At 70.1% G+C, this 22,679-nt stretch carries 22 protein-coding genes and 3 pseudogenes; 8 read left to right on the top strand and 17 right to left on the bottom strand.

The features are described 5' to 3' along the window. Positions 1–9: 9 nt before the first annotated feature. Positions 10–1,464, bottom strand: coding sequence for a DHA2 family efflux MFS transporter permease subunit (locus AC3EVP_RS06895; protein WP_435127209.1), 1,455 nt, complete (start codon positions 1,462–1,464; stop codon positions 10–12). Positions 1,465–1,585: 121 nt separating this feature from the next. Here AC3EVP_RS06895 and AC3EVP_RS06900 point away from each other — a divergent pair, with 121 nt between their 5' ends. The 3 genes from AC3EVP_RS06900 to AC3EVP_RS06910 all read left to right on the top strand — a co-directional run bounded on the left by AC3EVP_RS06900 (position 1,586) and on the right by AC3EVP_RS06910 (position 4,145). After that, complete coding sequence (locus AC3EVP_RS06900) at positions 1,586–2,062, top strand: winged helix-turn-helix transcriptional regulator (protein WP_435127211.1); 477 nt, start codon at positions 1,586–1,588, stop codon at positions 2,060–2,062. Positions 2,063–2,230: 168 nt separating this feature from the next. Further along, a complete protein-coding gene (locus tag AC3EVP_RS06905) occupies positions 2,231–3,187 on the top strand; it encodes a DMT family transporter (RefSeq protein WP_435127213.1) in 957 nt (318 codons plus the stop codon). Further along, the gene (locus AC3EVP_RS06910; RefSeq protein WP_435127215.1) at positions 3,141–4,145 is read left to right on the top strand and encodes a LysR family transcriptional regulator; all 1,005 of its coding nucleotides are present in this window, start codon (positions 3,141–3,143) and stop codon (positions 4,143–4,145) included. Before AC3EVP_RS06905 ends, AC3EVP_RS06910 begins: the two co-directional genes overlap by 47 nt. 292 nt (positions 4,146–4,437) lie before the next feature. Here AC3EVP_RS06910 and AC3EVP_RS06915 read toward each other — a convergent pair whose 3' ends face one another. The 3 genes from AC3EVP_RS06915 to AC3EVP_RS06925 all read right to left on the bottom strand — a co-directional run bounded on the left by AC3EVP_RS06915 (position 4,438) and on the right by AC3EVP_RS06925 (position 7,071). Beyond that, positions 4,438–5,241 (bottom strand): methyltransferase domain-containing protein, encoded by an 804-nt coding sequence (locus AC3EVP_RS06915; protein WP_435127217.1) that lies wholly within the window; start codon positions 5,239–5,241, stop codon positions 4,438–4,440. A gap of 102 nt (positions 5,242–5,343) precedes the next feature. After that, entirely contained in the window at positions 5,344–6,267 is a 924-nt protein-coding gene (locus AC3EVP_RS06920) for a ketopantoate reductase family protein (RefSeq protein ID WP_435127219.1), read from the bottom strand. A 270-nt stretch (positions 6,268–6,537) separates the two neighbouring features. Then, positions 6,538–7,071 (bottom strand): TetR/AcrR family transcriptional regulator, encoded by a 534-nt coding sequence (locus AC3EVP_RS06925; protein ID WP_435127222.1) that lies wholly within the window; start codon positions 7,069–7,071, stop codon positions 6,538–6,540. 114 nt (positions 7,072–7,185) lie between these two features. Between AC3EVP_RS06925 and AC3EVP_RS06930 the strand changes: the two genes are divergently transcribed. The 4 genes from AC3EVP_RS06930 to AC3EVP_RS06945 all read left to right on the top strand — a co-directional run bounded on the left by AC3EVP_RS06930 (position 7,186) and on the right by AC3EVP_RS06945 (position 10,444). After that, entirely contained in the window at positions 7,186–8,127 is a 942-nt protein-coding gene (locus AC3EVP_RS06930) for an NmrA family NAD(P)-binding protein (protein WP_435127224.1), read from the top strand. A gap of 71 nt (positions 8,128–8,198) precedes the next feature. Next, positions 8,199–8,426 (top strand): hypothetical protein, encoded by a 228-nt coding sequence (locus AC3EVP_RS06935; protein ID WP_352177221.1) that lies wholly within the window; start codon positions 8,199–8,201, stop codon positions 8,424–8,426. Between the two features lie 215 nt (positions 8,427–8,641). Beyond that, positions 8,642–9,382 (top strand): DUF998 domain-containing protein, encoded by a 741-nt coding sequence (locus tag AC3EVP_RS06940; RefSeq protein WP_435127226.1) that lies wholly within the window; start codon positions 8,642–8,644, stop codon positions 9,380–9,382. A 261-nt stretch (positions 9,383–9,643) separates the two neighbouring features. Further along, positions 9,644–10,444 carry an SDR family NAD(P)-dependent oxidoreductase gene (locus AC3EVP_RS06945; protein ID WP_435127228.1) on the top strand — a complete coding sequence of 267 codons (801 nt, stop codon included), beginning with the start codon at positions 9,644–9,646 and terminating at the stop codon, positions 10,442–10,444. Positions 10,445–10,516: 72 nt separating this feature from the next. Here the strand turns inward: AC3EVP_RS06945 and AC3EVP_RS06950 are convergent. The 3 genes and pseudogenes from AC3EVP_RS06950 to AC3EVP_RS06960 form a co-directional block, all read right to left on the bottom strand. Further along, positions 10,517–11,384: pseudogene (locus AC3EVP_RS06950) on the bottom strand (IS5 family transposase). A 176-nt stretch (positions 11,385–11,560) separates the two neighbouring features. Continuing rightward, positions 11,561–11,932 (bottom strand): annotated as a pseudogene (locus tag AC3EVP_RS06955) (substrate-binding domain-containing protein); the annotation flags it as partial. Between the two features lie 54 nt (positions 11,933–11,986). Beyond that, complete coding sequence (locus AC3EVP_RS06960; protein WP_435127230.1) at positions 11,987–12,334, bottom strand: hemerythrin domain-containing protein; 348 nt, start codon at positions 12,332–12,334, stop codon at positions 11,987–11,989. On the opposite strand from AC3EVP_RS06960, the gene AC3EVP_RS06965 reads away from it, so the two are divergent. Then, positions 12,245–12,922, top strand: coding sequence for a TetR/AcrR family transcriptional regulator (locus AC3EVP_RS06965; protein ID WP_435127232.1), 678 nt, complete (start codon positions 12,245–12,247; stop codon positions 12,920–12,922). The two genes, AC3EVP_RS06960 and AC3EVP_RS06965, sit on opposite strands and share 90 nt — an antisense overlap. A gap of 188 nt (positions 12,923–13,110) precedes the next feature. Here AC3EVP_RS06965 and AC3EVP_RS06970 read toward each other — a convergent pair whose 3' ends face one another. The 10 genes and pseudogenes from AC3EVP_RS06970 to AC3EVP_RS07015 all read right to left on the bottom strand — a co-directional run bounded on the left by AC3EVP_RS06970 (position 13,111) and on the right by AC3EVP_RS07015 (position 22,664). Next, positions 13,111–13,380 (bottom strand): hypothetical protein, encoded by a 270-nt coding sequence (locus AC3EVP_RS06970; protein WP_435127234.1) that lies wholly within the window; start codon positions 13,378–13,380, stop codon positions 13,111–13,113. Between the two features lie 101 nt (positions 13,381–13,481). Then, the gene (locus AC3EVP_RS06975; RefSeq protein WP_435127236.1) at positions 13,482–14,054 is read right to left on the bottom strand and encodes a hypothetical protein; all 573 of its coding nucleotides are present in this window, start codon (positions 14,052–14,054) and stop codon (positions 13,482–13,484) included. Then, the gene (locus tag AC3EVP_RS06980) at positions 14,051–15,211 is read right to left on the bottom strand and encodes a DnaB-like helicase N-terminal domain-containing protein (RefSeq protein WP_435127238.1); all 1,161 of its coding nucleotides are present in this window, start codon (positions 15,209–15,211) and stop codon (positions 14,051–14,053) included. Before AC3EVP_RS06980 ends, AC3EVP_RS06975 begins: the two co-directional genes overlap by 4 nt. Further along, positions 15,208–15,417 (bottom strand): hypothetical protein, encoded by a 210-nt coding sequence (locus tag AC3EVP_RS06985; RefSeq protein WP_435127240.1) that lies wholly within the window; start codon positions 15,415–15,417, stop codon positions 15,208–15,210. The genes AC3EVP_RS06980 and AC3EVP_RS06985 overlap by 4 nt, the downstream gene beginning before the upstream one ends. Before the next feature lie 30 nt (positions 15,418–15,447). Beyond that, positions 15,448–17,239 (bottom strand): annotated as a pseudogene (locus tag AC3EVP_RS06990) (type IV secretory system conjugative DNA transfer family protein). A gap of 77 nt (positions 17,240–17,316) precedes the next feature. After that, on the bottom strand, positions 17,317–18,447 hold the full coding sequence (locus AC3EVP_RS06995) for a hypothetical protein (protein ID WP_435127242.1): 1,131 nt from the start codon (positions 18,445–18,447) through the stop codon (positions 17,317–17,319). 124 nt (positions 18,448–18,571) lie between these two features. After that, positions 18,572–19,801 carry an ATP-grasp domain-containing protein gene (locus AC3EVP_RS07000; protein ID WP_435127244.1) on the bottom strand — a complete coding sequence of 410 codons (1,230 nt, stop codon included), beginning with the start codon at positions 19,799–19,801 and terminating at the stop codon, positions 18,572–18,574. A 77-nt stretch (positions 19,802–19,878) separates the two neighbouring features. After that, positions 19,879–21,099, bottom strand: coding sequence for an MFS transporter (locus tag AC3EVP_RS07005; RefSeq protein WP_435127246.1), 1,221 nt, complete (start codon positions 21,097–21,099; stop codon positions 19,879–19,881). Positions 21,100–21,156: 57 nt separating this feature from the next. Beyond that, the gene (locus AC3EVP_RS07010) at positions 21,157–22,389 is read right to left on the bottom strand and encodes a hypothetical protein (RefSeq protein WP_435127248.1); all 1,233 of its coding nucleotides are present in this window, start codon (positions 22,387–22,389) and stop codon (positions 21,157–21,159) included. A 122-nt stretch (positions 22,390–22,511) separates the two neighbouring features. After that, positions 22,512–22,664, bottom strand: a complete 153-nt coding sequence (locus AC3EVP_RS07015; RefSeq protein WP_435127250.1) for a hypothetical protein — start codon at positions 22,662–22,664, stop codon at positions 22,512–22,514. Between the last annotated feature and the right edge of the window lie 15 nt (positions 22,665–22,679).

A 22,679-nucleotide genomic window follows, 5' to 3' on the forward strand; every position in this document is an offset into this window, starting at 1 on the left:
GGAGCAGTGTCAGCGCGCGTCGATCGGCGCCGCCTGTGCACCGGCCGGGCCGGTTGCCCCCTGTGGCCTCGCCTGATCGCGGGCGCTTCGGGTCAGCCGCAGTCCAATCAGGGTGCAGACCAGGCCGAGGGCGGCGGCCAGCACCCAGGCCGCTTGGAAGTGCTGGCGCTGGGCCGGGCCCACCTGCGCGCCGAGGATGGCAACCAAGATGGCGATGCCCACGGTGGCGGACATCTGGCGTACGGAATTGACCAGGGCGGACCCGGTGGCGGAGCGGTGCGCAGGCAGGGAACTGACGCCCGCAGCCATCAGGGTGCCGAGCGTGAGTCCCACGCCCACACCGCTGAGGACTTGACTGGGCAGCAGATCAACCCAGTAGTTGGGGGTGAGGGACGCGAAGCAGGCCCGCCAGACCATCGCTGCGGCGAACAGCAGGCCACCGACGGCGATCAGCGGCCCGTGGCCGAGGCGCTGCGCGGCACGAGCGGTGAGCAGCGTGACGATTGGGACCAGGGCCGGCCCGGGCACCATGGCAACGCCGGTGCGCAGCGCGCTCCAGTGCCAGACCTCCTGGCACCACAGCACGTTGGACAGCAGCATGATGGCGAAGGCCACACCGAAGACGAAGGTGCCGATGTTCGCGGTGCCGAATCGGGGCAGCCTCAACAGGTGCAGCTCGAACAGCGGGTGGCTGTGACGCAGTGAGCGGATGGTGAAGGCGATCGCGGTGACCAGCGCAACCGCGAACAGCACGAGAGTCCTGGCGTTCAGCCATCCCCAGTCCGGGGCCTGCACGAGAGCTCCGGAGAGGGCTGCCACAGCGACGGTGACCAGCAGCGCGCCGAGCATGTCGGGCAGGCGGCCCTCTTCCCGGCGGGTCGTACGGGGCAGGACGCGAAGGCCGGCCACGACGGTGGCGATGCCGATGGGTACGTTGATCACGAAGACCCAGCGCCAGTCGACCTGGACCAGCAGGCCGCCGGCGACGGGACCTGCGGCGGCAGCCAGTCCGCCGACTGCCGCCCAGTTGCGGGTGGCGCGCGTGCGGCTCTCGGCGGGCACGGTCGCCAGCAGAAGGGCGAGCGAGGTGGGCAGTTGGGCTGCGGCTCCCACCGCTTGCAGGGCCCGTGCCGCCACGAGCGTCCACAGGTCGGGGGCCAGGGCGCAGGCGAGCGAGGCGAGGGTGAAGAGGGACACCCCGGCGAGGAACACCGGCCGCTGCCCTATCCGGTCGCCGGTACGGCCCGCGACCACCAGGAGGGCCGCCAAGGCGATGGCGTAGGCGTTGAGTACCCAGGACAGGGAGTTGAGCGTCGCGCCCTGCCCATGGGGCGACGCGAAGGCTGCGCCCATCGCGGGCAGCGCCACGTTGACGATCCACAGATCCAGGTTCGTCATGAAGACCGCGAGCAGGATCACCAGCGAGGCAACACGCTGCTTTGAAAACCAAACCTTCCATGTCATGGGACCAGAGAAGCACGATGTGATTTGATATTCAAACCACGCTCCCCCGGGGTGGCGGGAGCCGGGCGAGGCTCAAAGCTGTAGCTTTGAAATTCAAAGCGCGTGATGGATACTGGTCAGGGTGACGACACAACGCATTGATCCCGGAGAAGTACCCGGGCGGCCCTGTTCGATCGCCGCCGCCCTGCAGGTGGTGGGCGACCGGTGGGCCCTGCTCGCCATCCGCGAGGTCACGTTCGGTAACCACCGTTTCCGTCGGATCGCCAGGAACACCGGCGCTCCGACCGACCGCCTGTCCGCTCGCCTGAAGGGACTGGTCGCGGCCGGCGTCATGGAGCGACGCCCGCTGCCCGACGAACCTCGCCACGAGGGCTACTACCTCACGGAAGCCGGTCGCGACCTGGTCGGCACCTTGCGTGAACTGCTCCGCTGGGGAGATCGCTGGATTGCGACGTCTCCCCCTCTGCGGCTACGGCACCACGATCACCAGTACACCCAGCACGCCGTATGCGATCGCTGCGGCGAAACGGCCGAACCGGGAGAGCTCCACCTCGAAGTGGCCGCGGACGGCTGGACACTAGAAGGCCCGGTGGAGTAAGGCCTTACGGCCGCCCTCCCGTGAGCCGGACGCAGACATTTCCACAGGCCAGCGCGATGCGTAAGGGAAATTATGCGCTTCGCCAACTTATACTAAATGGATCTTTTGCCCGTAGGGTGTCACGTTGAAGGGGTGAGAACACGAGCTGCGTCCCCCCAGTTTCTTGCTTTGGTCGGCACTGTCGTGCTGTGGGCCTGCGCCTTCCCTGCCATCCGCGTGGGCGTGGACGGACTCGGCGTGGCCGCGTTGTCCTTCCTGCGGCTCGCGGTCGCTGCCATGGCGCTGCTTGCCATGTCCCCGTTCGCAGGCGTGCGCCTGCCCCGTCGGCGGGATCTCCCGCTGATCGCGTTGTGCGGCTTGACCGGTATGACCGCCTACCAGGTCCTTCTCAACTGGGGCGAGGTGCACGTCGCAGCCGGCACGGCCAGCCTCCTGATCGCGATCGCACCTGTCTTCAGTGTGCTTTTGGCCAGTGCGTTCCTGTCCGAGCCCCTGACCCGGAACGTCGTCGTCGGGAGTCTGATCGCCATCGCGGGCACCGCGGTCGTCACCTTGGCCAAGGGGTTCTCCGGCTTCAGCGCGGCCTCGCTTGTGGTGCTGGCCGCGGCCGTCGTCCAAGGCGTGTACCACTTCGCCAGCAAGCCGCTGCTGAAGCGTTACAGCGGGCTGGAGGTGGCCACCTATGCGATGGCCGCAGGCACCGTCTTCGCCCTGCCCCTCGCTCCCGAGGCCGCGAAGGCAACGGTTGGCGCCCCGGCAGGCGCCGTGTGGGCGGCGGTTTTCCTGGGCCTGCTTCCTTCCGCGCTCGGATTCGTCATCTGGGGGTACGCGGTTGCCCGGCTGCCCATGGCAGCCTCCACCGCGGCCCTGTATCTCGTACCGCCTGTGGCCTTGGTGGTCTCCTTCGTATGGCTGGGAGAGAAGCCTCTCCCCCTCGAACTGGCTGGAGGAGCGATCAGCGTGGCGGGCGTCGTCCTGATCAACCACCGCACGGCCAAAAAGCCCGGGCCGGCCGCGCCTGCATCAGGATCACTCGCGGCCGACCCCACCCGTGGCAACGCGATCAAGCCTGCGAGCCGTGAGCCGGTTGCACTCGACGCCCGCGCAACACGGCAACGCCACTGAAGAGGTCTCCATGCTTGATGTACGACGGCTGCGCATGCTGCAGCACCTGGCCGCATACGGGACGATCGCCGCCACGGCCGACGCGCTGCACCTGACCGGCCCGGCTGTGTCGCAGCAACTGGCTGTCCTGGAGCGCGAGGCCGGCGTGCCGGTGGTCGAAAAGCGTGGACGCAGGCTGTGCCTGACCCCTGCCGGTGAACTCCTGGTGGCGCACGCGGAGGTGATCCTCGGCGACCTCGCTGCCGCGGAGTCAGATCTGGCCGCCCTGCGGGGCGGGCATCACGGGGTGCTGCGCGTGACTGCCTTCGCTTCTGTCGCACGCACGCTCTTGCCCCGCGTGTACCAGTTGCTCGCCCGGCCCGTGGGCGAGACAGCGCCCAGGCTCACGCTCCGGCTCGACGAGCAGGAACCCGACCAGGCGCTGGAGGCGCTGCAAAAGCACCAGGCCGACGTGGTCGTGGCTCACAGCTATACGGTGCTGCCCCGCAACTTCCCGCAGAACAGTCGCCAGGACGTTCTCATGGAAGATCCTGTGCTGCTGTGCCTGCACCCGGACCGCGCCCGCAGTCTCGGGCTGTCCCCCGGGCAGCCGGCGGACCTGGCCCGACTCGCTGACGCCCCGTGGCTCACCCCCAGTCCCGAGGTTTCCTGTTACGAGATGATCCAGCGGACCTGCGGGACGGCGGGCTTCGTCCCCGACATCCGGGTCCGCAGCAGCGACTTCGCGGTACTGATGGCTCTTGTCGCCGCGGACGCCGGCGTCGCACTGGCTCCCCGTCTGGCCATCCCCGAATCTCACGACGGGGTCAGCCTGCATCCCCTGCTCGCGCCGGTCACCCGCACCATCTGCACCGTCGTCCGTTCCGGCAGTACCCGTAATCCTGACGTGCATCTGTTCCGTTCGCTTCTCGAACAGGCAGTTGCTCAGCACGAACCCACCCAGCGGGACCAGATCTGACAGCGTGCTCGAGAAGAGCGCGGTTGACGGCTCGGCCCAGTGGGCTCTGTGCCCTGAAACCTGCCTCCTGTGCAGCCGCAGGACTGCAGAGCATGCCGTTGCGGGCCGGCCGGACGGGCATCCAACGGGCACGCAACCGGAGTGCCCCGGCGCCGCTGCTGGTCGGTGCCAGCGCAGATCGGAAGGTCTGGCTCAGTCGGGCGCCGTGGTTCTCCCGCCTGCACGTCGAGGTGGGTTTGTGTTCCGTCGCGTGTGTTCCGCCTCCCCTCCGCTGCCAGAGCGGGGTGAGGGTTCAGCGCGGCTTGCGGGCCGTCAGCAGGTGGGAGACGAAGGGAACCTTGAATCCTTCGGGAGTCTGGTAGGCACTGAGGCTGTCGGTGATGGCCTGGGCAATCACCGGGATCGTGTCGGGGGCCCTGCGCGCGATCTCCGCGCCGAAGGGCAGGGCTGTGAGGTGTGCGGCGGCGAACGCCGGCAGGGCAGGCAGCACAACGTCGGCGGTGAGTTCCTCGGCCGCCAGGTGCACGAGGCCCGCGGCTGTCGCCGCCTGGAGAAACCGCTGCTTGGTCAGGGCGAACGCCGCAGGCGGCGCGGAGTCGTCGGTGTGTCCAGGATCGGCGGCCCGCGCCGCCTGGCCCTGCGCCTCATGGTAGGGAGACCGACCGCGCGGCGCCCACGACGTGGCGGCAAGGCGCCCGCCCGGGCGCAGCACGCGACCGATCTCGGTCAGTGCAGCGCACAGGTCGGGGAAGAACTGAAGACCCTGCTGGCACACCACCACATCGAACTCCGCGTCGGCGAACGGCATCGCGTCGGCGGGCGCGCGCACCAGCGTGGTCGGCGGGACAAGACGGCGTGCGGCGACATCGAGCATGGCCTGGTTGACGTCCACTCCGACCACCCGGCCGGATGCTCCGGCCCGCTCGGCCGCGGCAAAGGTCAAGTAGCCGGTCCCGCACGCCAGGTCGAGGGCCGCGTCGCCCTCGCCGACTTCGCTCGCCAGAGCCGCCACGAACGGTGCCATCAGAGCCAAGGAGTGGGCGTCGTACCTCTCCGCAGCATCCCCGTCCAACTGAAACTGCAGCCCCGGCTTCATTGAGGTTCCTCAGCTCTTCGGTGTGTGCGGTCGTCGATGCCGATCGCGAATGGTGAGGCCGGCCGGTGCCAGTCGGACGCCGCTGTATGTCGCGGCGGCGCGTCAGGCGAGTGCGGCCTCGTAGACACGCAGCCGTACGGCCGCCGCACGCAGCAGCGGTACGGACAAGCCATGCTGGGCCGCGACCCGGCACAGCCCACCGATGATCGGCTCGACCTCAGTGGCGTGGTTGTGGCGGAAGTCCCGGTACAGGGAGGTGGCGAACGCCGAGCCGGGAGACGTCAGCGTCGAGGTGACCTGGGCGACCGCGTCGCCCCGGGCGGGATGGCCGGCAGCCTCCAGTACCGAGGCCGTCTCCGCGATGACGTCCCGGATCACGTCGGTGCCGTCCTCGACGGGATTGATCTGGCCGACGTGACCGCCGAGCAGCACAGTTGCCGCTCCTCCAGCTGCCATGAACAGCCATTTTTCCCACATGTCCTGCTCGATCGTGGTCGAGGCAACTGTCTTGAACGGTGCCCGCTCGAAGGCCTCGGTGATCGCCTCCACGCGGGACGTGACCGGGCCGGACAGTTCCCCGAGGGTGATGCTCGCGGCGGGCGTGAGCTGCCTGATGGCCCCATCGGTGTCCAGCTGCGTGGCTACCAGGCAGACGCCGCCCAGCAGGTGCCGGGCACCGAAGCGGTCGCCGATGGCGTCGAGGTGGCCGATGCCGTTGAGCAGCGGCACGATACTCGTCTCGGGGCCCACTGCGGGGGCCACGTCTTCCAGGGCCGCCGCGACGGCGGTCGACTTCACGGCGAGGAGCACGACGTCGAACGGCGCGCGCAAGGTCTGCGCGGTGACCGTTGACACGGAGGTCGTCGTCCTTGTTCCGTCGGCGGCGACGAGGGTGATGCCGTCCGACCGCAGGCGATCGGCGCGCGCCCCGCGCACCAGGAACGTCACATCGACGCCTGCGCGGGCGAGCAGCGTTCCGAAATGGCCTCCGACCGCTCCGGCGCCAACGACGAGTACACGCATCATGGTCACTCCCGACGAGGATCTTCACGATTGCCGAAGCTGCCTGGCTCCCTCCAAGGAACCAGGCAGCATGCCTTCCTGCCACCTGAAACGCGAGCGTCCGCCGCGGCGCGACGAACGCCCGGTCGCCCTCCACGGCCGTCCTGCCGACGCAAAGCGATCGCCTGCAGAAGGAACCGGCACCAAGAGCCCACCGGCCCTGACCTTTCGGACGACGCCTGAAGACGCAGCGTTCCTCCCGCCGCTCTCCTTGGCTGACTCCTGGGGTTCGTCTCAAGCAAGCAGGGGGGCGAGTTCCGCAACCACGTCGTCGAGCGGCTGGAGGCTGCCTTGAAGACGACACAGAAGCACGGCGCCCTCGACCGCAGAGATTCCGAGCGTGGCCAGCGATGCCGCCTGCTCGGCTGAGCGCCCCGCACGCGTGAATGCTGCCGCGAGGAGATCGTGCCAGCGCGCGAAGACGTCCCTGACAGCCTCCTTCGCTTCGGGGACAAGATGCTCATCGTCCACGGCGGCAGCGATGATCGGGCAGCCCGCGCGGAAATCGGACGTCACAAGCCTGGTCTTCCAGGAGTCGGCGAACGCCGCCAGCGCCTCTTGCGGGCCGGCACCGTCACTCGCGCGTTCCATCCTCTCCCGCATACGCTCTCCGGCCACTTTCACGGCCGCTCTGATCAGCTCGTTGCGGCCGCCGGGGAAGTGGTAGTACACGGAACCACGCGGAGCTCCACTGTCGGCCAGGACCGCATCGAGGGTCACCGCTGCGGCGCTCTGCCGCTGGAGCAGCCCGATCGTACTGTCAAGCATCAGCTCCCGAGTCGACGGTTTCGCTTTCACCCTCATCGCATTCGCCTCCCACACTCTGACGTATGTAATATAGCATAATCCAGATTTCAGGATGCGGGTACGGAAGGGCCGATCATGGGCATGTCGACCGAAGGCGACCGCTCGGACGATGCAAGGCCGATCCTGGTGACCGGGGCGACCGGACGGCACGGCGGCACGGGCGGCCACGTCGTGAACGATCTCCTCGCTCGGAGCGTTCGCGTAAGGGCACTGGTGCGGGCGCAGGACGAGCGGGCCGAGCGGCTGGCCGCTCTCGGTGCGCACGTGGCAGTCGGCGACTTTGCCGACTACGACAGCCTGCTCGGCGCGCTCGACGGAGTGCGGGCTGCGTACTTCTGCTACCCGGTGGGCCCGGGCATCGCCGAGGCCGCGGGCTTGTTCGCGGCGGCGGCGCGCGAGATGGGGCTGCCGTGGCTGGTCGACCTCTCCCTTGCGGCGTCGGACCCACGCAGCCTCAGCCCACAGGGCAGGGCGCAGTGGGTCGCGGAGAAGGCCTTCGAGTGGGCCGGCATCGAGGGTGTCCACCTTCGGATCGAGGCCTTCTTCCTGGAGAACCTGCTGCAGGTGCACGGCCGGCAGATCCGCGAGAACAGCGTCATCAGGAACGCGTTCGGCGATTTTCCGGTGGGGTGGATCGCGGGAGCGGACGTCGGGGCCATGGCGGCTGCGCTACTCGCCGACCGGATGCTCGTCGACGACCGAACGTCCATTGCCGGCCCGACCTTCCGGATGACCTACGGACAGATCGCCGACACCATCACCGAAGTCACCGGACATCGGGTGATCTACCAAGAGATCACAGCGGACCAGTGGCGCGACGAGATGATCGCCGAAGCCGAGGCCCAGGGCCGGGCGAACCCGCGGGGTGCCGCCCATCTGGCCGCCCAAGCCGTGAGCCTGCGCGCGAAGCCGCAGGCCGCCGTCCGCGACGACGTCACACGCCTCGCCGGAAGGCCCCCGACGAGTCTCGCCCACTTCATCACGGGCAGCAGTCGGCAGCTGACCGGTCACGCCTGATCCGTCCGCCCAGCTGGGCCCAGACCCGGAACGTCAGCGCAGGAGTCGCCGAGGAAGGAATACCAAGAACGATGAACAGCGAATGGATGGTCACCATCCCCACCAAGCGCCTCGAGCAGGAGCGTGAAATTCACGGCGCCCAGTACCTCATCGTGACGGCACGCAACGAGCTGGAAGCACGCAAGCTGGCAGCCAAGCTCGCTCTGCGCAGCGAAATGCGGCAACGGCGCCGCCACGCCGAAGCGGACCTCGAACGAGCATCGGTCGAGCCGTATATTCAGCCGCGGCTGGCGTGGTGAAAATAGCGGCTCGCCAAACCGGTCGATGCAAGCTTCTCCGCCGCGTGTCCAAGGTGCCAAGCGGAAACGGGCCCTCCAGGGCACCGCACCCGCCGATCACTCCTCGGCGTGAGTCTGCGCCGCAGTGCACGACAGACGGCGGCCCTCTGGCCCGACCGCACAACACCGAAGGTCTGACAAGACCGCCCACCTGATGCACCGCAGCAAGGAACCGCATGAGCAGCGAAGAAGGAACGCCCGCCCAAAGTTCCCACGACAACAGCCGACTCGCCTCCGACCAATCGAAGGCCGACCGGCTGCGAAACGGACGCAGGGTCGTGGGTGCGCTGTTGCTGTTTTCGTCGTTCCAGTGGTTCCTGGTGCAGGCGGCCGTCGCCGCCGGATGGCGCACCCACTACTCGCTCACCAGGAACTTCATCAGCGACCTGGGAGCACTGCACTGCGGTCGCTTCCCGTCCGATACTGGCCTGTATGTCTGCTCCCCGGCGCACTCGGCGATGAACGTGTCCCTCATCCTGTGGGGCGCCGCGTGGGCCGTGGGGGCGCTGCTGATCGCGGAACGCAGCCACCGCACCGGCTACATGCTCCTTGCGCTCGGCGGCATCGGGACGATCCTCGTCGGGGTCCGCCCCGAGGACACCGTGTTCGCGGTCCACGCCCTCGGAGCCCTGCTTCAGACGATCGTCGGCGGTGCAGGCATGGCCGTCATCGGCGTGCGCCTTCTGCGTCGAGGCCACAGGATCGTGGGCGTGCTGAGCGTGTTGGTCTTCATCGCGGCCGTCGTCGGCATCATCGCCACGGGCCTGGCCACCGACAGCCGCGCCTTCCTGAGCGTCGGCCTGGGCGTATGGGAGCGCATCAGCATCTGGCCCCAGTGCGCCTGGCTGACCGCCGCGGGCATCGGCATCGCCTGGGACGCCGCCACTCGTCCATCCCGGACAGAACCAGGGGCCTGACGCGCAACACCGCCTGCAGGTGACAGGCCTGGCAGGCTGTCACTTCACCTGCCTGCACAGCCAGAGGCATGTGACCACGCGGAGCGGAACGTGTCGTGCCGGCGCAGTAGCTCCTTCGCGCGACGGGCAGTTCCTCAGCCGGCTGGGCACCCGACGCAGCAAGAGACTCAAGGCGATCCACGTGAGTTCGCCGTCGACGATCTCCTCCTCCGTACCGAAGCAGTGGACGAAGGAGGGACCGCAAGCAATGAGAGGGATAGCATGACCGCCGTCGACTATCAGGGACAGACCACACTCATCACCGGCGCCAGTGCGGGCCTGGGAGCGGAGTTCGCCCGCCGGCTCGCCGCCCGGGGCTCGGACCTGGTGTTGGTGGCCCGACGGAAGGACCGGCTGGAAAAGCTGGCGGAGACGCTCTCCACCGAGCACGGCGTCATGGTGACAGCGATCGCTGCCGATCTCAGCCTGCCGCATGCCGGGCGGATACTCCTCGAGGAGACCGACCGACTCGGTCTGCGCGTCACAAGCCTGATCAACAACGCCGGATTCGGAACCTACGGTGCGTTCCACATGGAAGACGCTGACCGGCTCGGCGACGAGATCACCGTGAACGTGGCCAGCGTTGTCAGCATCAGCCGGGCATACATCGAGCGCCTACGACAGGCTGGCAACGGCATCCTCATCAACGTGGCCAGCAACGCCGCTTACCAGCCCAACCCGCTCCTGGCCGTCTACGGCGCGACCAGGGCATTCGTGCTGAACTTCACCGAGGCTCTGTGGTTTGAGTCGGCCGGCACAGGTCTCAAGGTGCTCGCACTGTCTCCGGGCCCGACGCAAACCGAGTTCTTCGACGTCATCGGCACGACCAACGCCTCAGGCAACACCGTGCTCCAAACGCCCCGGCAAGTCGTTCACAAGGCCCTGCACACCCTCGACCGACGCAACCCGCCTCCAAGCATCATCAGCGGCCGGCGCAACCACCTGCAGGCGCTGTCGGTTCGCCTGCTCACCCGTCGGCGTGCCGCCCTCACTGTCGGGGCGATGATGAAGCCGACGACCTGAACACGCGGGCCGAGCCAGGGAAACGGGTCTCCGTCAGCGCAAAGCCCCGCCTAGGGCCTGTCTGATAATTGATCACGGTTCACGGAGCCAGAGGATGAGCGAAGCGAGCCTGAGCCCCGCTAGGTAGCGGGCGGCCAGTTTGTCGAAGCGGGTGGCCACAGCTCGGAACTGCTTGAGCCTGCTGAAGCATCGTTCGACCACGTTGCGGGCCTTGTACTGCTCTGGGTCGAAGGATGGCGGCCGACCGCCGGCCGCTCCTCGGCGTTGCCGGTTGGCGATCTGGTCGGATCGTTCGGGGATGACCGCCCGTATGGCCCGTGACGAGTACGCCCTGTCGGCGATGACCGTCTCTGGCTTGCGGCGGGGCCGTCCTGCAGACAGGCGAGGCACTCGCACTGCTTCCAGCACCGTGTCGAATACCGTGGAGTCGTTGACATTGCCTGGGGTCACGACGATGGCCAGAGGCAGGCCGCGGCCGTCGGCCGCGAGGTGCACCTTCGTGGTCAACCCGCCTCGTGACCTGCCGAGCGCCTGGCCAAGCATTGAATGCGATGCACCTCCCGGTTCGTCCGGTGCCGATACCCCCTTTTGCGGGCTCCGGCGGCATGCTGGTGGGCACGGTTGATGGTGGAGTCCACCGACACCGTCCACTCCAGCACTCCGGTCGAGTCGTCACGCGCCTGGACTGCTTCCAGCAGACGAGCCCATGTGCCGTCCGCTTCCCAGCGCGCGAACCGCTCGTACACCGTCTGCCACGGTCCGTAGCGTTCCGGCAGGTCGCGCCATGGAGCGCCGTCCGCAATCGCCACAGCACTCCGTTGATCACCTGTCGGTGATCACGCCATGGTCGGCCCCGCCCGTCGGCCTTCGGCAGCAGACACTCCAGCCGGTCCCAGGCCGCGTCTGGCAGCTCCCCGCGGCCCACCGCGCGATCTCTCATGGTCGAGTCCTCCCGGAATCGAGTCGCCGTCCGTCACCCCTCGGCAAGCCGCACGAACAACCATGAAGTGCCAGGTCAGCAGCGCGTTACGAAGAACACAGGCCCATAACTGTCGTCTTCGGGCAGCCCGACACCTGGGGCACCCCGGACACCGAAACGGTCGCCGACACACGTCGGCACTGCAGCGCCCGCGCGGCGATCTGCCTCTTGTCGGGGGAGACGGGGGTGAGCGTCGGCCGGCCGAACCGGCCGTCCTCGATGTCGTCGAGCCCGACGACCGCCAGGTCCTCCGGCACCCGCAGCCCCCGGACGTACGCCGTGTGCAGCGCGCCCAGCGCCAGTTCGTCGCTGAACGCGAACACCGCGTCGGGCGCGTCGCCGGAGTCGAGAAGTTCGAACATCGCCCGGGCGCCGTCGCCCCGGTGCAACGCCCTCACCGGACGCTCCCACGCGGGGCACGGGGTGATCCCGGCACGCCGCAGCGCCGTACGGTAACCCTCGGCGCGCAGCTCGGCCGTGCCGGTGCCCACGCGCAGATGCGGCAGCAGCTCATCCTCCTCGTCGCGGATGTCCTGCCGGGCGAGGGCGAACTCCTGCTGGAGCTACTCCGCGCGCCAGGGGTCGTCCAGGGACCGCTCGATCCTTGCGATCAGCTCGTTGATCTCCTGGTGCTCCTCCTCGACCTGACGCGTGAGCGCCTCCCCGGCCGGTGCCACGCGACGCAGCAGCGGCCACAGCACGGTCTCCTCGGCGAAGGCGTGGCTGAACACCAGCTGCACGATGTCGAGCCAGAGCGCGTCCAGCTCGTCGGCCGGGAGGTCCTCGGACTGGCAGCGGCTGATCATCGCGTCGAGCCGTGCGTGGTCCCGGCGCTGACGCATCAGGATGCTGTCGTCACCGCCGAGCGAGTCGGCGTCCTGGAGGGAGATCGAGGCGGCGCCCACGGTCATGGTCAAGAGCGGTTGCGTCGGGAGGCGATCGCGGACAGTGCAATCGCAATCGCCGACGTCGAGGGGCTGGAGGCGGTGACCATCCGCAGGCTGGCTAAGCAGCACAATGTCACCCCAACCGCCCTGTACTGGCATTTCAAGGAGAAGGACCAGCTACTCGACGGCATGGCGGAGCGCCTGTTCGCGAACGTGGAACTCCCCCCCGCCCGAGGACTCCTCGCCGTGGGCTCAACAACTGAGCGCGGTCCTGGCGGCGTTCCTGGCCTCCCTGCGCCCCCAACCCGCCGTCGCCCCTCTGCTGGTCGCCGCGGGTCCTCGCGTCCCCGGCGGGCCTCGCCCTTACCGAACGCACCCTTTCGCTGCGGCTCGGCAACCTGCCAGGGGACCGCACTGCAGAAGTGGGCGGGTATCTGCTCAGTGCCGTCATTGCCCTGGTCACCGCGGAGCCTGGACGCGAGCATCCGAGTGACGAAGTGGCGCGCGAAGATGCCGTTCGAGCAAAGAGAGCGTCGCTCACAGCCTTGTCCCCCGTCGGTACCCAACGGTGGTCTGGTGTGCGGACGCACTGGCCGATTGCGTGAGCCCTGATGAGTACTACGCCTTCAACCTCGACATGCTCGTCGGCGGTGTCACCTCCATGACACACCGGCCGGCGCCAAGTGAAGCGAGGACAGCCTCGACCCCCCACGCCGACTGAGGCTTGATCCTGGTTGGCTGATTTCCGCCCGCTCGTACGTGTGCTCCCACTCAGGCTTAAATCCGCGGAGCGGAATCAGTTACGTACCCGTTCGCGATACCGCCGGGAAAACAGGCCCACGCGCGAGTTTCTCCTTTTGCGGAAACGAGATTCTGCGAATCTGCGCGCTTCGGTGTTTGACCTGCTCGCTGACCGAAAGGGTGATCTCGGCCAGGGTATGGACATAGGAGGACACCTCGCTCAGTGACGGGATGGCGGGACCGCGGTTCAGGGCGCGCAGTTGGAAGTTGAGCCGGTCGACCTGATTGGCCGTGTCGTACAGGGCCAGAGCCTCGGTGATGCTGGACATGGCACGTTCCTCGGGAAGTTGGTGGTGCGGGGCGTGTTGGGCTGGGTGGTGGGTGTACGGCCGGGACTGTCTGGCGGATGGCCGGTGCGTCAGCGTCAGCGTCAGCGCCGGCGCGACGGGTTCGGTGGTACGTGCGTGCTGGAACTGGCGGCGGATGTGGCGGAGAGGCTGGCGCCGGTGGTGGCCCGGGGGCTGCGGGCGCGGGCGGCGTGCAGGAGTGGTGAGGCCGGGTTGGTGGCTGTCAGGTCTCGCAGATAGCTGTGGGCTTCGCTCAGGTTGTCGCGGGCGGTGGTGAGCGCGGTGGCGATGCGGGTGCGGGCGAAGGCGATGTTCACGTCGGCGTTGCCGTACAGGTCGGGGAAGTGGTCGATGAACAGGTGGGCGCTTTGGGCTTTGACCAGCTCGTTGACCGCCCGGCCGGCTGCGGCGACGGCGTGGCACAGCTGGTCCGCGGTGGCCGCGTGGAAGGACCGGTCGGCGGGGGCACAGGTGGTCAGCGCAGCGTGGGCGTCGTGGATTTTGGGGCCGAGGCGGGCTGTGAGGCCGACGACGGTGGTGAGGGCTTCGGACAGGTGCTGCGGGGCGGGGCCCGGTGTGCTGAGGGAGCGCAGTGCGGCATCGAACTCCGCTGCGAGCGCGTGGAGTTCGGTGTCCGGCTGGTGCGGCTGATTCATGCGTGGCTCCGGGAAGGCGGCCGTACCGGCGGCACGGCAGGGGGTTTGGCGGGTGCCCCGGGTGTGGGGGCGGGTGGGGTGCTGCGGGCGCGGGCGGCACGGACTTGCGCGGGCGGCGGGCCGGCGGCGGGGGGCTCATCGCGAGCCGGGGTCGGTGACAGCGACCCGGTGGCGGTGGTCCAGCGCTGGCGGATGTCGTCCAGGACGACGAGAGCGGCCAGGGCGTGGTTGATCAACGGGCCCGGGGCCAGGGCATCGGTCGAGGCGAGGTCGCGGAGCGTCTGGGCGGAGGCGGCGGCGGTCCGCAATAGCGCCGAGCGGACGACCTCCTCGCCGAGCCACTGCGCACTGCCGGGGCCGATGCCCTGGCAGATGGCGGTGATCTCCTCGCCGGTGACGGTGCCGTCGGCGAGCAGGCCGCGCCGCTGCGCCTCCCACAGCAGCGTGACCTGGTCGACGGGTTCGCCGCGGTGGTGGAGCGCGCCCAGGCACCTGTACAGCTCGCCGTGCGCGCGGTCGGCGAAGTCGCCGGGTCGCAGCCAGTCGACGACCTCGTCCATGCCGGACGGCTGCTCGGTGAGCGTGGCCAGTAGGAGCCGTTCGTTGTCCGCGACCTCCGGGGCCTCGGTGGGGGCCGGCCTCGCGTGAGCGAGCGCCGGTGGAGGGGCGGCGGGCCGGGGTTCGGTTCCCCAGCGCCGGGCGAGGTCTTCCAGTACGGCGGCCAGTACGTCCGCGTGGTGCAGGGTGGTGTCGACCTCGCCGCGGATCGCGTCGTCGCGGGCGGTCTGGTGCAGGCGTACGGCGTGTTCGGTGACCGTGCGGTGGATGGCGCCTTCCAGGACCATCCGCCCGTAGACGGGGGCGTGTGCGGGGCGGGGGCAGGCCGACACCAGCACGTGCGCGTACACCGAGGTCACGCCGGGCAGGTGCTTGCCGGCCTCCGTGACGGCGTCGTTCACCCACGCCAGCGGCACCGTGCCGTCGGCGGCCAGGACCGGCTGGCCCTGGGAGCGCAGGTGGCGCAGGGCGGCGAACAGTGCCTGGTGGGCCGGCCGGTGGAAGTGCTCTGGTTCCAGCCAGCCGAGGTGGTCGAGCTGGTCGGGGTCGAGCAGGACCGCACCGAGGACGGCCTGCTCGGCCTGCAGCAGGGGCCTCACCGCCGCCCCCCGGGCTGCGGGGGCGGGGCGGCGACGGCCCGGTCGGCAGCGGCCATTGCTACGGCGTAGCGGTCCAGCTCGACGGCGAGCGCCCGGTCGGCGGGAACGGCTCCGGCGCCGGCGGTCAGCAGCCAGCGCCCGCCGTGCCGCGCAACCGGCAGATCACCGAAGGGCCGGGTGAGGGAGGAGGTAGCGGAGAAGGACATGGGTGCTCCAGCAGGCAGGAAAGGGGGTGGTCATGCGGTGGTGTCGAAGTCGTCACGGCCCAACGTGGCCTTGGCAAGCGCCCGTTCGGTGATCGCCTTCGTGGCGGCGGCCGACGCGGGGCCGATCGTCTTGGCGGCAGGCTCCTTGTACCAGGGCTTGAGGTTGAGCATCGCGGCCCGGATACCGGTGGCGAACAGCAGTGCCTTGCCCTTGGGCAGGGCGCGGATCGCGTCGGCGGGCAGGATCCGCTCGGCGCGCATACTGACGGAGGTGGACTTGCCGGAGTCGCTGGTGGAGACCGAGGTGGTCTGCACGTCGTGATCGCCGATCATCCGGCTCAACTTGTCCGCGAAGTCCGCGTCATCGATGCCCGATCCGATGATCTTGACGGTGGCGGCGGACCACAGGGCGTCCATCCCCTGTTCGCCCCAGCACTTCTGGCCCTGCCGGTAGGACTGCAGGATGGTCATCGGGATGACGCCCCGGCTGCCCAGGTGCGAGTACAGGTCCGGGAGATCCGAGATCCGGCAGACGTTGGCGGCCTCGTCCAGGACGCACAGGGCGGGCGGGTCGAGCCGTCCGCCGGAGCGTTCGGCGACGACGACGGCCGCGCGCATCACGGCGTCGGCGGCAGCGGCGATGATCGCTGAGGCGGAGCCGCCGCCGTCCTTGCTGAGCAGGTACAGGGTGTCGCGGGAGGTGGCGAACGCGTGCGGCTTGAACTGCGGCAAACCCTTGGCGGGGGTGACCCAGGCGGCGATGTCGGGGTCGAGCAGGCAGCTGGCGTACTGGCGGGCGGTTTCGTAGATGCCGTCGCGGGTTTCGGTGGCGCCGGAGACGGTGCCCTGGAGTTGCGCGGCGACCGCGTCGTGGCGGGCGTCGGTGAGTAGATCGACCGGGGTGCGGTCGGCCGGTGAGGCGAGCCACGCCAGGACGTCGGTGATCGGCCGCCGGTGCGAGGCGGCTGCCAGGAACAGGGCACCCAGCGTGTTGGATGCGGCGGTGGACCAGAAGTCCGAGCCGTTCGACTCGTCGACCGATGCGGCGACGAAGTGCCCGGCCAGGCGCTTGGCCCCGGCGAGGTCGCGGGCGTCGGCGAGGATGTCCCACCACATCTGGCGGGGGTGGTGGGCGATCTGCTGGGGGTCCAGCGTCCACACCGTGCCCACCGCGGCGCGGGCGTCCACCGTGGTGGTGAAGGCGTCGTTCGCCGCCTTGTTGGAGGTGAGCAGGACCGGCCCGGGGGCGGCGAGGATCGCGGGGATGGCCAGCCCGGACGTCTTCCCGGAACGCGGGGCCATGATCGCGACGAGCACGTCCTCCCAGGACGCGCGCACCTCCGTCCGCCCGGGGGAGAGGGTGCCGAGGAGGATGCCGCGGTCAGCGGGGGAGACCTCTTTTACGCTCCCGGTCGGCCAGACTCGGCCGCAGGGCCTGCGCCTTCGCGGTGATCTCCTTGTCCAGCAGCGGGGCGAGTTCCGCCTTGCGCGCAAGGCCGGTCCTCGCGCCGCCGCGTATCCGCAGGTACAGGACGCAGCCGGTCACGGCGAGGACGAGGGTGAGCAGGCCGGGGATGATCCGGGCGCCGATCAGCACGGCGGTGGTGCTCAGGTGCGGCCACAGCACATCGGGGTGCAGGAGGGCGTCGGTTGCTCGGAACGGTGCCCAAGGTCCGCTGCCGACGACGGTGTTGGTGAGGTTGCCGGTGAGCCAGGCCAGGGAGCCGAAGGCGAGGGCGGCAGCCAGGGCGCCGAAGAGCAGGTAGAGGAGGGCGTCGGTGCCGGTGGTGGTCGAGGGTGCGCTGGTACGTGGAGAGGGCATGACAGGGTCCGGGTGTGAGAGGTGAGCGGACGGATGGCTGATGTGCGGTGGGTTCTTCTGCTGGTCATGGCGGTTTCCTAGCGGGTGCGACGGATGGCGGTCGAGGTGGTCGGCGGCAGGGGTAGCGAGGGGGCTGCCGCTCCGGGTGAGCGGATGCCGGCAGTTGGAGAGGTGCGCGTCGCGGCTTGCTGCCGGCGCAGGTGGTGAGTGTGGTCGGCGGCCAGGGCGTCTCGGGAGAGCAGTATCGGGTCCACGTTCGTGGTGAACCCGGCGCGGGTCAGTGCCTGTGCTGCCCGGGTGGCGCAGGCTTTGTCCTCGCTCCAGTCGTCGTCGCGGGCCAGGACACGGCTGTCGGGGCCGGGCCGCGCGTGGTCGAGGGTGAAGCCGTGCTCCCACAGGATCTGGTGGGCGGTCGGGGATATGCCCGTGCGGACGTCGGCGAAGACCCTGTGCTCGTACCAGATCTCGACGTCGGTGCCGTACTGGTCAGCGCGGTTCGGCGTGGCTGGGAAGTCCTTTGCCGCGGCGGCGGGCCCGGCGGGGGGTTGGGCCGACGCCGCCCGGGTGTTCGCCGGCGCAGTCGTGGCCGGACGGGATTGCAAGGAGGCATTGTGGATGGCCTGGTCGACGGCCGCGTCGATGTCGTGGTGCGCCTGTTCGACGGCTTGGTGGATCATCCACAGTGCGGGGATCAGGTGATGTGCGGGCAGTTGGCCCCACGTCGGTGCGGAGCCGTCGAGGGTGAACCGTGAGGCGATCGGCTCGTCGAGGATTCCGCCGAAGATCGGACCGTCGCTCAGGTCGTCGGCGATGAGGTCGTGGGCGAGGGTGATCGCTGCGTGCCGGATGTCCCCGCCGGTCGCCCAGCGGCCGACGTCCGGCGGCAGGAGGAAATCCAGCGACTCCGGGGCGCCGCCGGGGCGGCGAGGTCCGGTGCCGAGGGTGGCGAGCGAGGTGTGGTCGGCCGCGTCGAGGATGAGCAGGTGCAGGCGGCGGGTCACGGCGGTGAAGTCCTCTGCCTGCAGAACGGACCAGGTTGTCGACAGGCCGGCTGCGCGGGCGCTGGCGATGGCCTGATCCTGAAGGAAGTCGCCGGTACCGGAGGGGTGGTCGAGGCGGCTCAAGCTCTGTGCGCAGACGTGGGCAGCGGCGCGTTGGACGTCCTCGGCGGTGAAACCGAGGCCGGTACTCGGGTAGGACTCGGACACGGGTGCTCCATGGGTGGCGCCCGGGCGGGGAGCACACGGTGGTGTGCGCTGCCCGCCGGGCTGAACGTGACGTGGACGTGGGGATCGGCTCTGCCACCAGGTCCGGCCGACTCGCGTGTCGCGGTCACGGGGCGACCGCCAGGGTCAGGCCCTCGACGAGAACAGCCAGCCGCTCGCGGGCGGTGGCGGGGCTGTCGGCGGTGACGATGAGGAACCCGATCCGCCCGTTGGCGTTGCCCTTCGGCGGCAGGGCGACGCGGTCGCCGACGTCGTGCAGCCAGGCCACCTGGTGCAGCCACGGGAACTGCCGGCCGGGTTCGGCTGCCAGGCGACGGGCGGTGAGGATGCCGTCGGCCGGGGGATAGAGGATCTTGATCGCGGCCGTCTGGTGGGCGCTGGGTGTCAGCGAGGGATCGTTTCCGCAGGCGATGTCGGCGGCGATGCGGGGCAGGTCGAGGCCGGTGGCCAGGCTCACGAGTTCGCCGATGAGGTCGCCGCCGATGCGGGAGTTGACCTCGATGATGCGGGGGCCGGCGGCGGTCAGGCGCATCTCGACGTGCTGGACGCCGTCGGTGATTCCCAACGCCCGCACGGCCTGGGCGGCTGTGGGGGCGACGTGCGGCAGGAGCGGGTCGCCGGCGGTGACGGTGTGGCCGGTCTCCTCGAAGTACGGGGCGAAGCCGACCTCCTTGCGCGTCACCGCGACCGCGGTCGTCGTGCCGCCGATGGTCACGCATTCGACGCTGATCTCCGGTCCGACGAGGTACTCCTCGACCAGCACGCCCTGGCCTTCCGGGCCCTGCTCGCCTGCGCCGGCGGCGGCGAACTCCCAAGCGGCGGGCAGCTCTTCGGGGGTGTCGACGCGGATGACGCCGATGCTGGCCGCGTGCGACGCGGGCTTGAGGACGACCGGGAAACCGGTACGGGACGCCGCCGTCGTCGCCTCTTCCAGCGTGTCGACGCGGGTGGACGTCGCGGAGGGCACGTGGTGCTCGGCGAACTTCGCGCGGCTGGCGGACTTGTTGCGGCCGGCGTTCATCGATTCGACGCTGTTGCCGGGCAGGCCGAGGCGGGCGACGAGCTGCGCGGTCGGGACGAGGCAGTATTCGTCCCAGGTGACGACCCCGGCGATGGCGTGGCGCTGGGCTAGGGCGAGGCCGGCGGCGACGACGGCGGCCGGATCGTGGGTGTCGGCGACCTCGTGGTCGACGACCAGGTGCTGCTGCCAGCTCGGCGGCTTGGTGTCGATCAGCGCGATCGGGTACGCGGCGGCGACCTGCTCGGTGCAGTAGCCCCGGTACACGGGGTCGGTTCCGCCGACGACGATGAGCAGCGGGCTGGTGGATCGGGACATGGGAAACCCTCCATGGGGCGGGGTACGGACGGGAAGAAGACAGAGCGGAAGAGGCGTCGGAGTCGGAACGACGGTGGTCATGGCGCGTCCACCGGCTGGACCGACTCGCTGCGGTGGGCCGCGAGAACCCGCTCGGGCCGGGGTTCGCAGTCGGCGCGGTGGCGGCGCAGGCCGTGGAAGCAGGCGGCGAGAACCACTCCCTGCAGGACGGCGCAGACCAGCAGCAGGTGCGGAAGGCTAGTGGCGGGCACGGCCGCGACCAGGGCTCCGGCCACCGGCAGCGGCAGCAGCACCACGATGATCGTCACGGCCAGGGTCGAGCCGAACGCCGTAGCCGGGATGAGGCGGGCCCGCAGCGTGCGCAGAACCACGGTCAGCGCGCCTTCCGCCGCCATCAGAACCGCGACGGCGGCAGCGTAAGCGGCGAAGCCGGGGGCCAGGGCGACACCGAGGCAGGCGACGGTGGACACAGCGGCGGCCACAGCGCCGACCGGCCACACCGACCAGCGGTCGATGGCCCGCCGGGCGGCGATCACGGTGAGCAGGGAGGCGACGGCCGCCGCGCTCCACACCGCGCCCACGGAGGCGGTCGAGTGGTGGAAGCGGTGGATGACGGTGATCGGGGCGGCGGCCTGCAGCACCCCGCTGGCCAGGTTGGACGCGGCCAGCCCGCCGATCAGCCAGGCCAGAGCCGGAGTTCGGCGCAAGGTCCGCCACCCGGTCAGCAGACTGCTCGGCGCACGGCGGTGGCCCGCCGCGACAGCGGCGGCGATGGGGGTGGCGACCGCTGCGGTCATCGCCAGCAGCGCGACCACGGCCAGCAGGACGCCGGGCCCGGCCAGCAGCAGCACACCGCCCAGCAGCGGCCCGACGAGAACGGCGCCCTGGTCGATGCCGGTCTGCGCCGCCTGCAGACGGTGCGCCTGGTCGCCCAAGTCGCGGGCGGCTTCGGCGGCGAGGGTCTCCACCGCGACGAAGGAGACCTCCGCCAGCAGCCCGGACACCGAACCGAACGCCAGGACAACGGCGGTTGTCGCGGTCCCCGTGCTGGGCAGGGCCGTCAACAGCCCGGCGGCCAGGGCGACCACGGTGGCGCGGACGACGTTCGTGGCGCGGAAGACGTGAGCGGCGCCGAAGCGGTCGGTCATGGTTCCGGCGAAGGTGAAGGCTGCCAGGCGCGGGGTCCACTCCAGCAGGAAGGCGATGCCGGTCAGGGCGGTGGAGCCGGTGGTGATCAGCACCAGCAGCGGGATGGCGTACGTCGCCGTGGTGCTGGCCAGGGCATCGGCTACCCGCATGAGATAGAGGGGCGCTTGGCCGTCGGAACGGAGGGCGGGCATCACGCGCATCGCCGGTCACCGGTTCCGGGGGGCGCAGTCGCGCGCCGGGCCGGCGGGCGGCGCCGCGGCCGGAGTCGGGGAGGCGGGGCTTTTGGCGGCGGATCCCTGGGTCGCGGCGGGCGAGGTGGCCAGCGCGGCGCTTCGGGCGTCGTGCACCGCAGCCGACCGTGCCGCTGCCTGCTCCTGTGCCGGGACGGCGACCCGGCGCAACTCCTCATCCGCACCGACGAGTTCGCCCTGCGCTGCGGTGAGGAACTCGGAGGCGAAGCCGAACCGGTCGGCGAGCTGGTACGCCTCGTCGTCCAGGTCGGTGATCTGCTCTCCGGCCGCCTCCAGCGCCTCCCTCACTCGTTCCAGGACGCCGTGCTCGGCGTGCAGCAGGGGGGCGACGGCCTCGGCCAGCTCGCCACCGCTCTGGGCGCCCCGGATCCGGTCGGCCACCGCCAGGAGCTGCCCGCCGAGGGATTGCGGGTCGGAGGGGGCGGTGTCGAGGACGGGGTCGAGTTCGACGGCGTAGCGGGCGGCGCGGAGCATCTCGGCGGCGTGGGAGGCGACAGCCGCCTGTTCTTCGCGTCCCATCGAGGTCGGAAGGCGGTGGCGGGGACCGTGCCAGTCGCTCGCGTAGGCGAATCCGGCGTGGTTGAGCAAGGACTTGGCGAGGCTGTCGCCACCGCGGGCGACGACGCTGCCGCTCGGCTCGGCGGCGATGGTGACGGTGATGGGCATCAAGTTCTCCAGGGCTGGAGTCGTGGTGGTCGGCAGGTGGCCGATTTCGCTGGCGATGCGGCGGCATTCGGTCTGCAGGTGGAAGGCGTCGCGGTAGGCGTTGTGGAGACGGCCGTCCTCCCGGGCGAGGGTCGCCACGACGTGCACCTGGCGGGGCTGGTTGCGCAGGGCGATCCAGCGGCAGGCGTCCGGATCACCGCCGGACGCGACGGTGACCCCCGCGACCCGGCGGGCGACATCCGCCCACTGGGCGTCGCTCAGATCGCGATGGCGGGGATCGGAGCGGACCGAGCAGATCCACACCGGCCGCTCCGGCGCGCGGGTGCCAAGGCGTTCGACGGGCGCGTCCAGGGCGTGAGTCAGGTAGGGCAGGGTGTCGGCGTGGGTGAGCAGGTCGAGCGGGGCGCCGTGGCAGTCACCGCCCACCAGGCGGGGATTGCGCTGGTCGCCGCGCTCGCCCGGCCCGTAGAGGTAGGCGAGCAGACCGGCGGTGTTGCTGGCGCGCTGCAGGTAGGCGATCACGGCATGGACCTCGAAGGAGAGCGAAGGCGCGGAGCCCGTGGTCGGGCTTCCGGGTGATGAGGATCCGCACGATCCGCGATTTGGCCCGTCCGGAAACCGGTGGTAGAAGCCGGGCACCTTCGTCACGCCGGCGCGTGGAGCCCGTGGTCGTGGGCGAAGTACGCGCAGGCCGAGCGGGCGAAGTCGGCGTCGCCGTGCAGCCGGGCCCAGCGGCCGTCCTGGCGGATGACGGTGGCGACGATGTCGAGCCCGCCGGCCTGGTTGCGCAGAGCCACCCCTTTTCTGCCTTC

Source organism: Actinacidiphila sp. bgisy144, assembly GCF_057708105.1.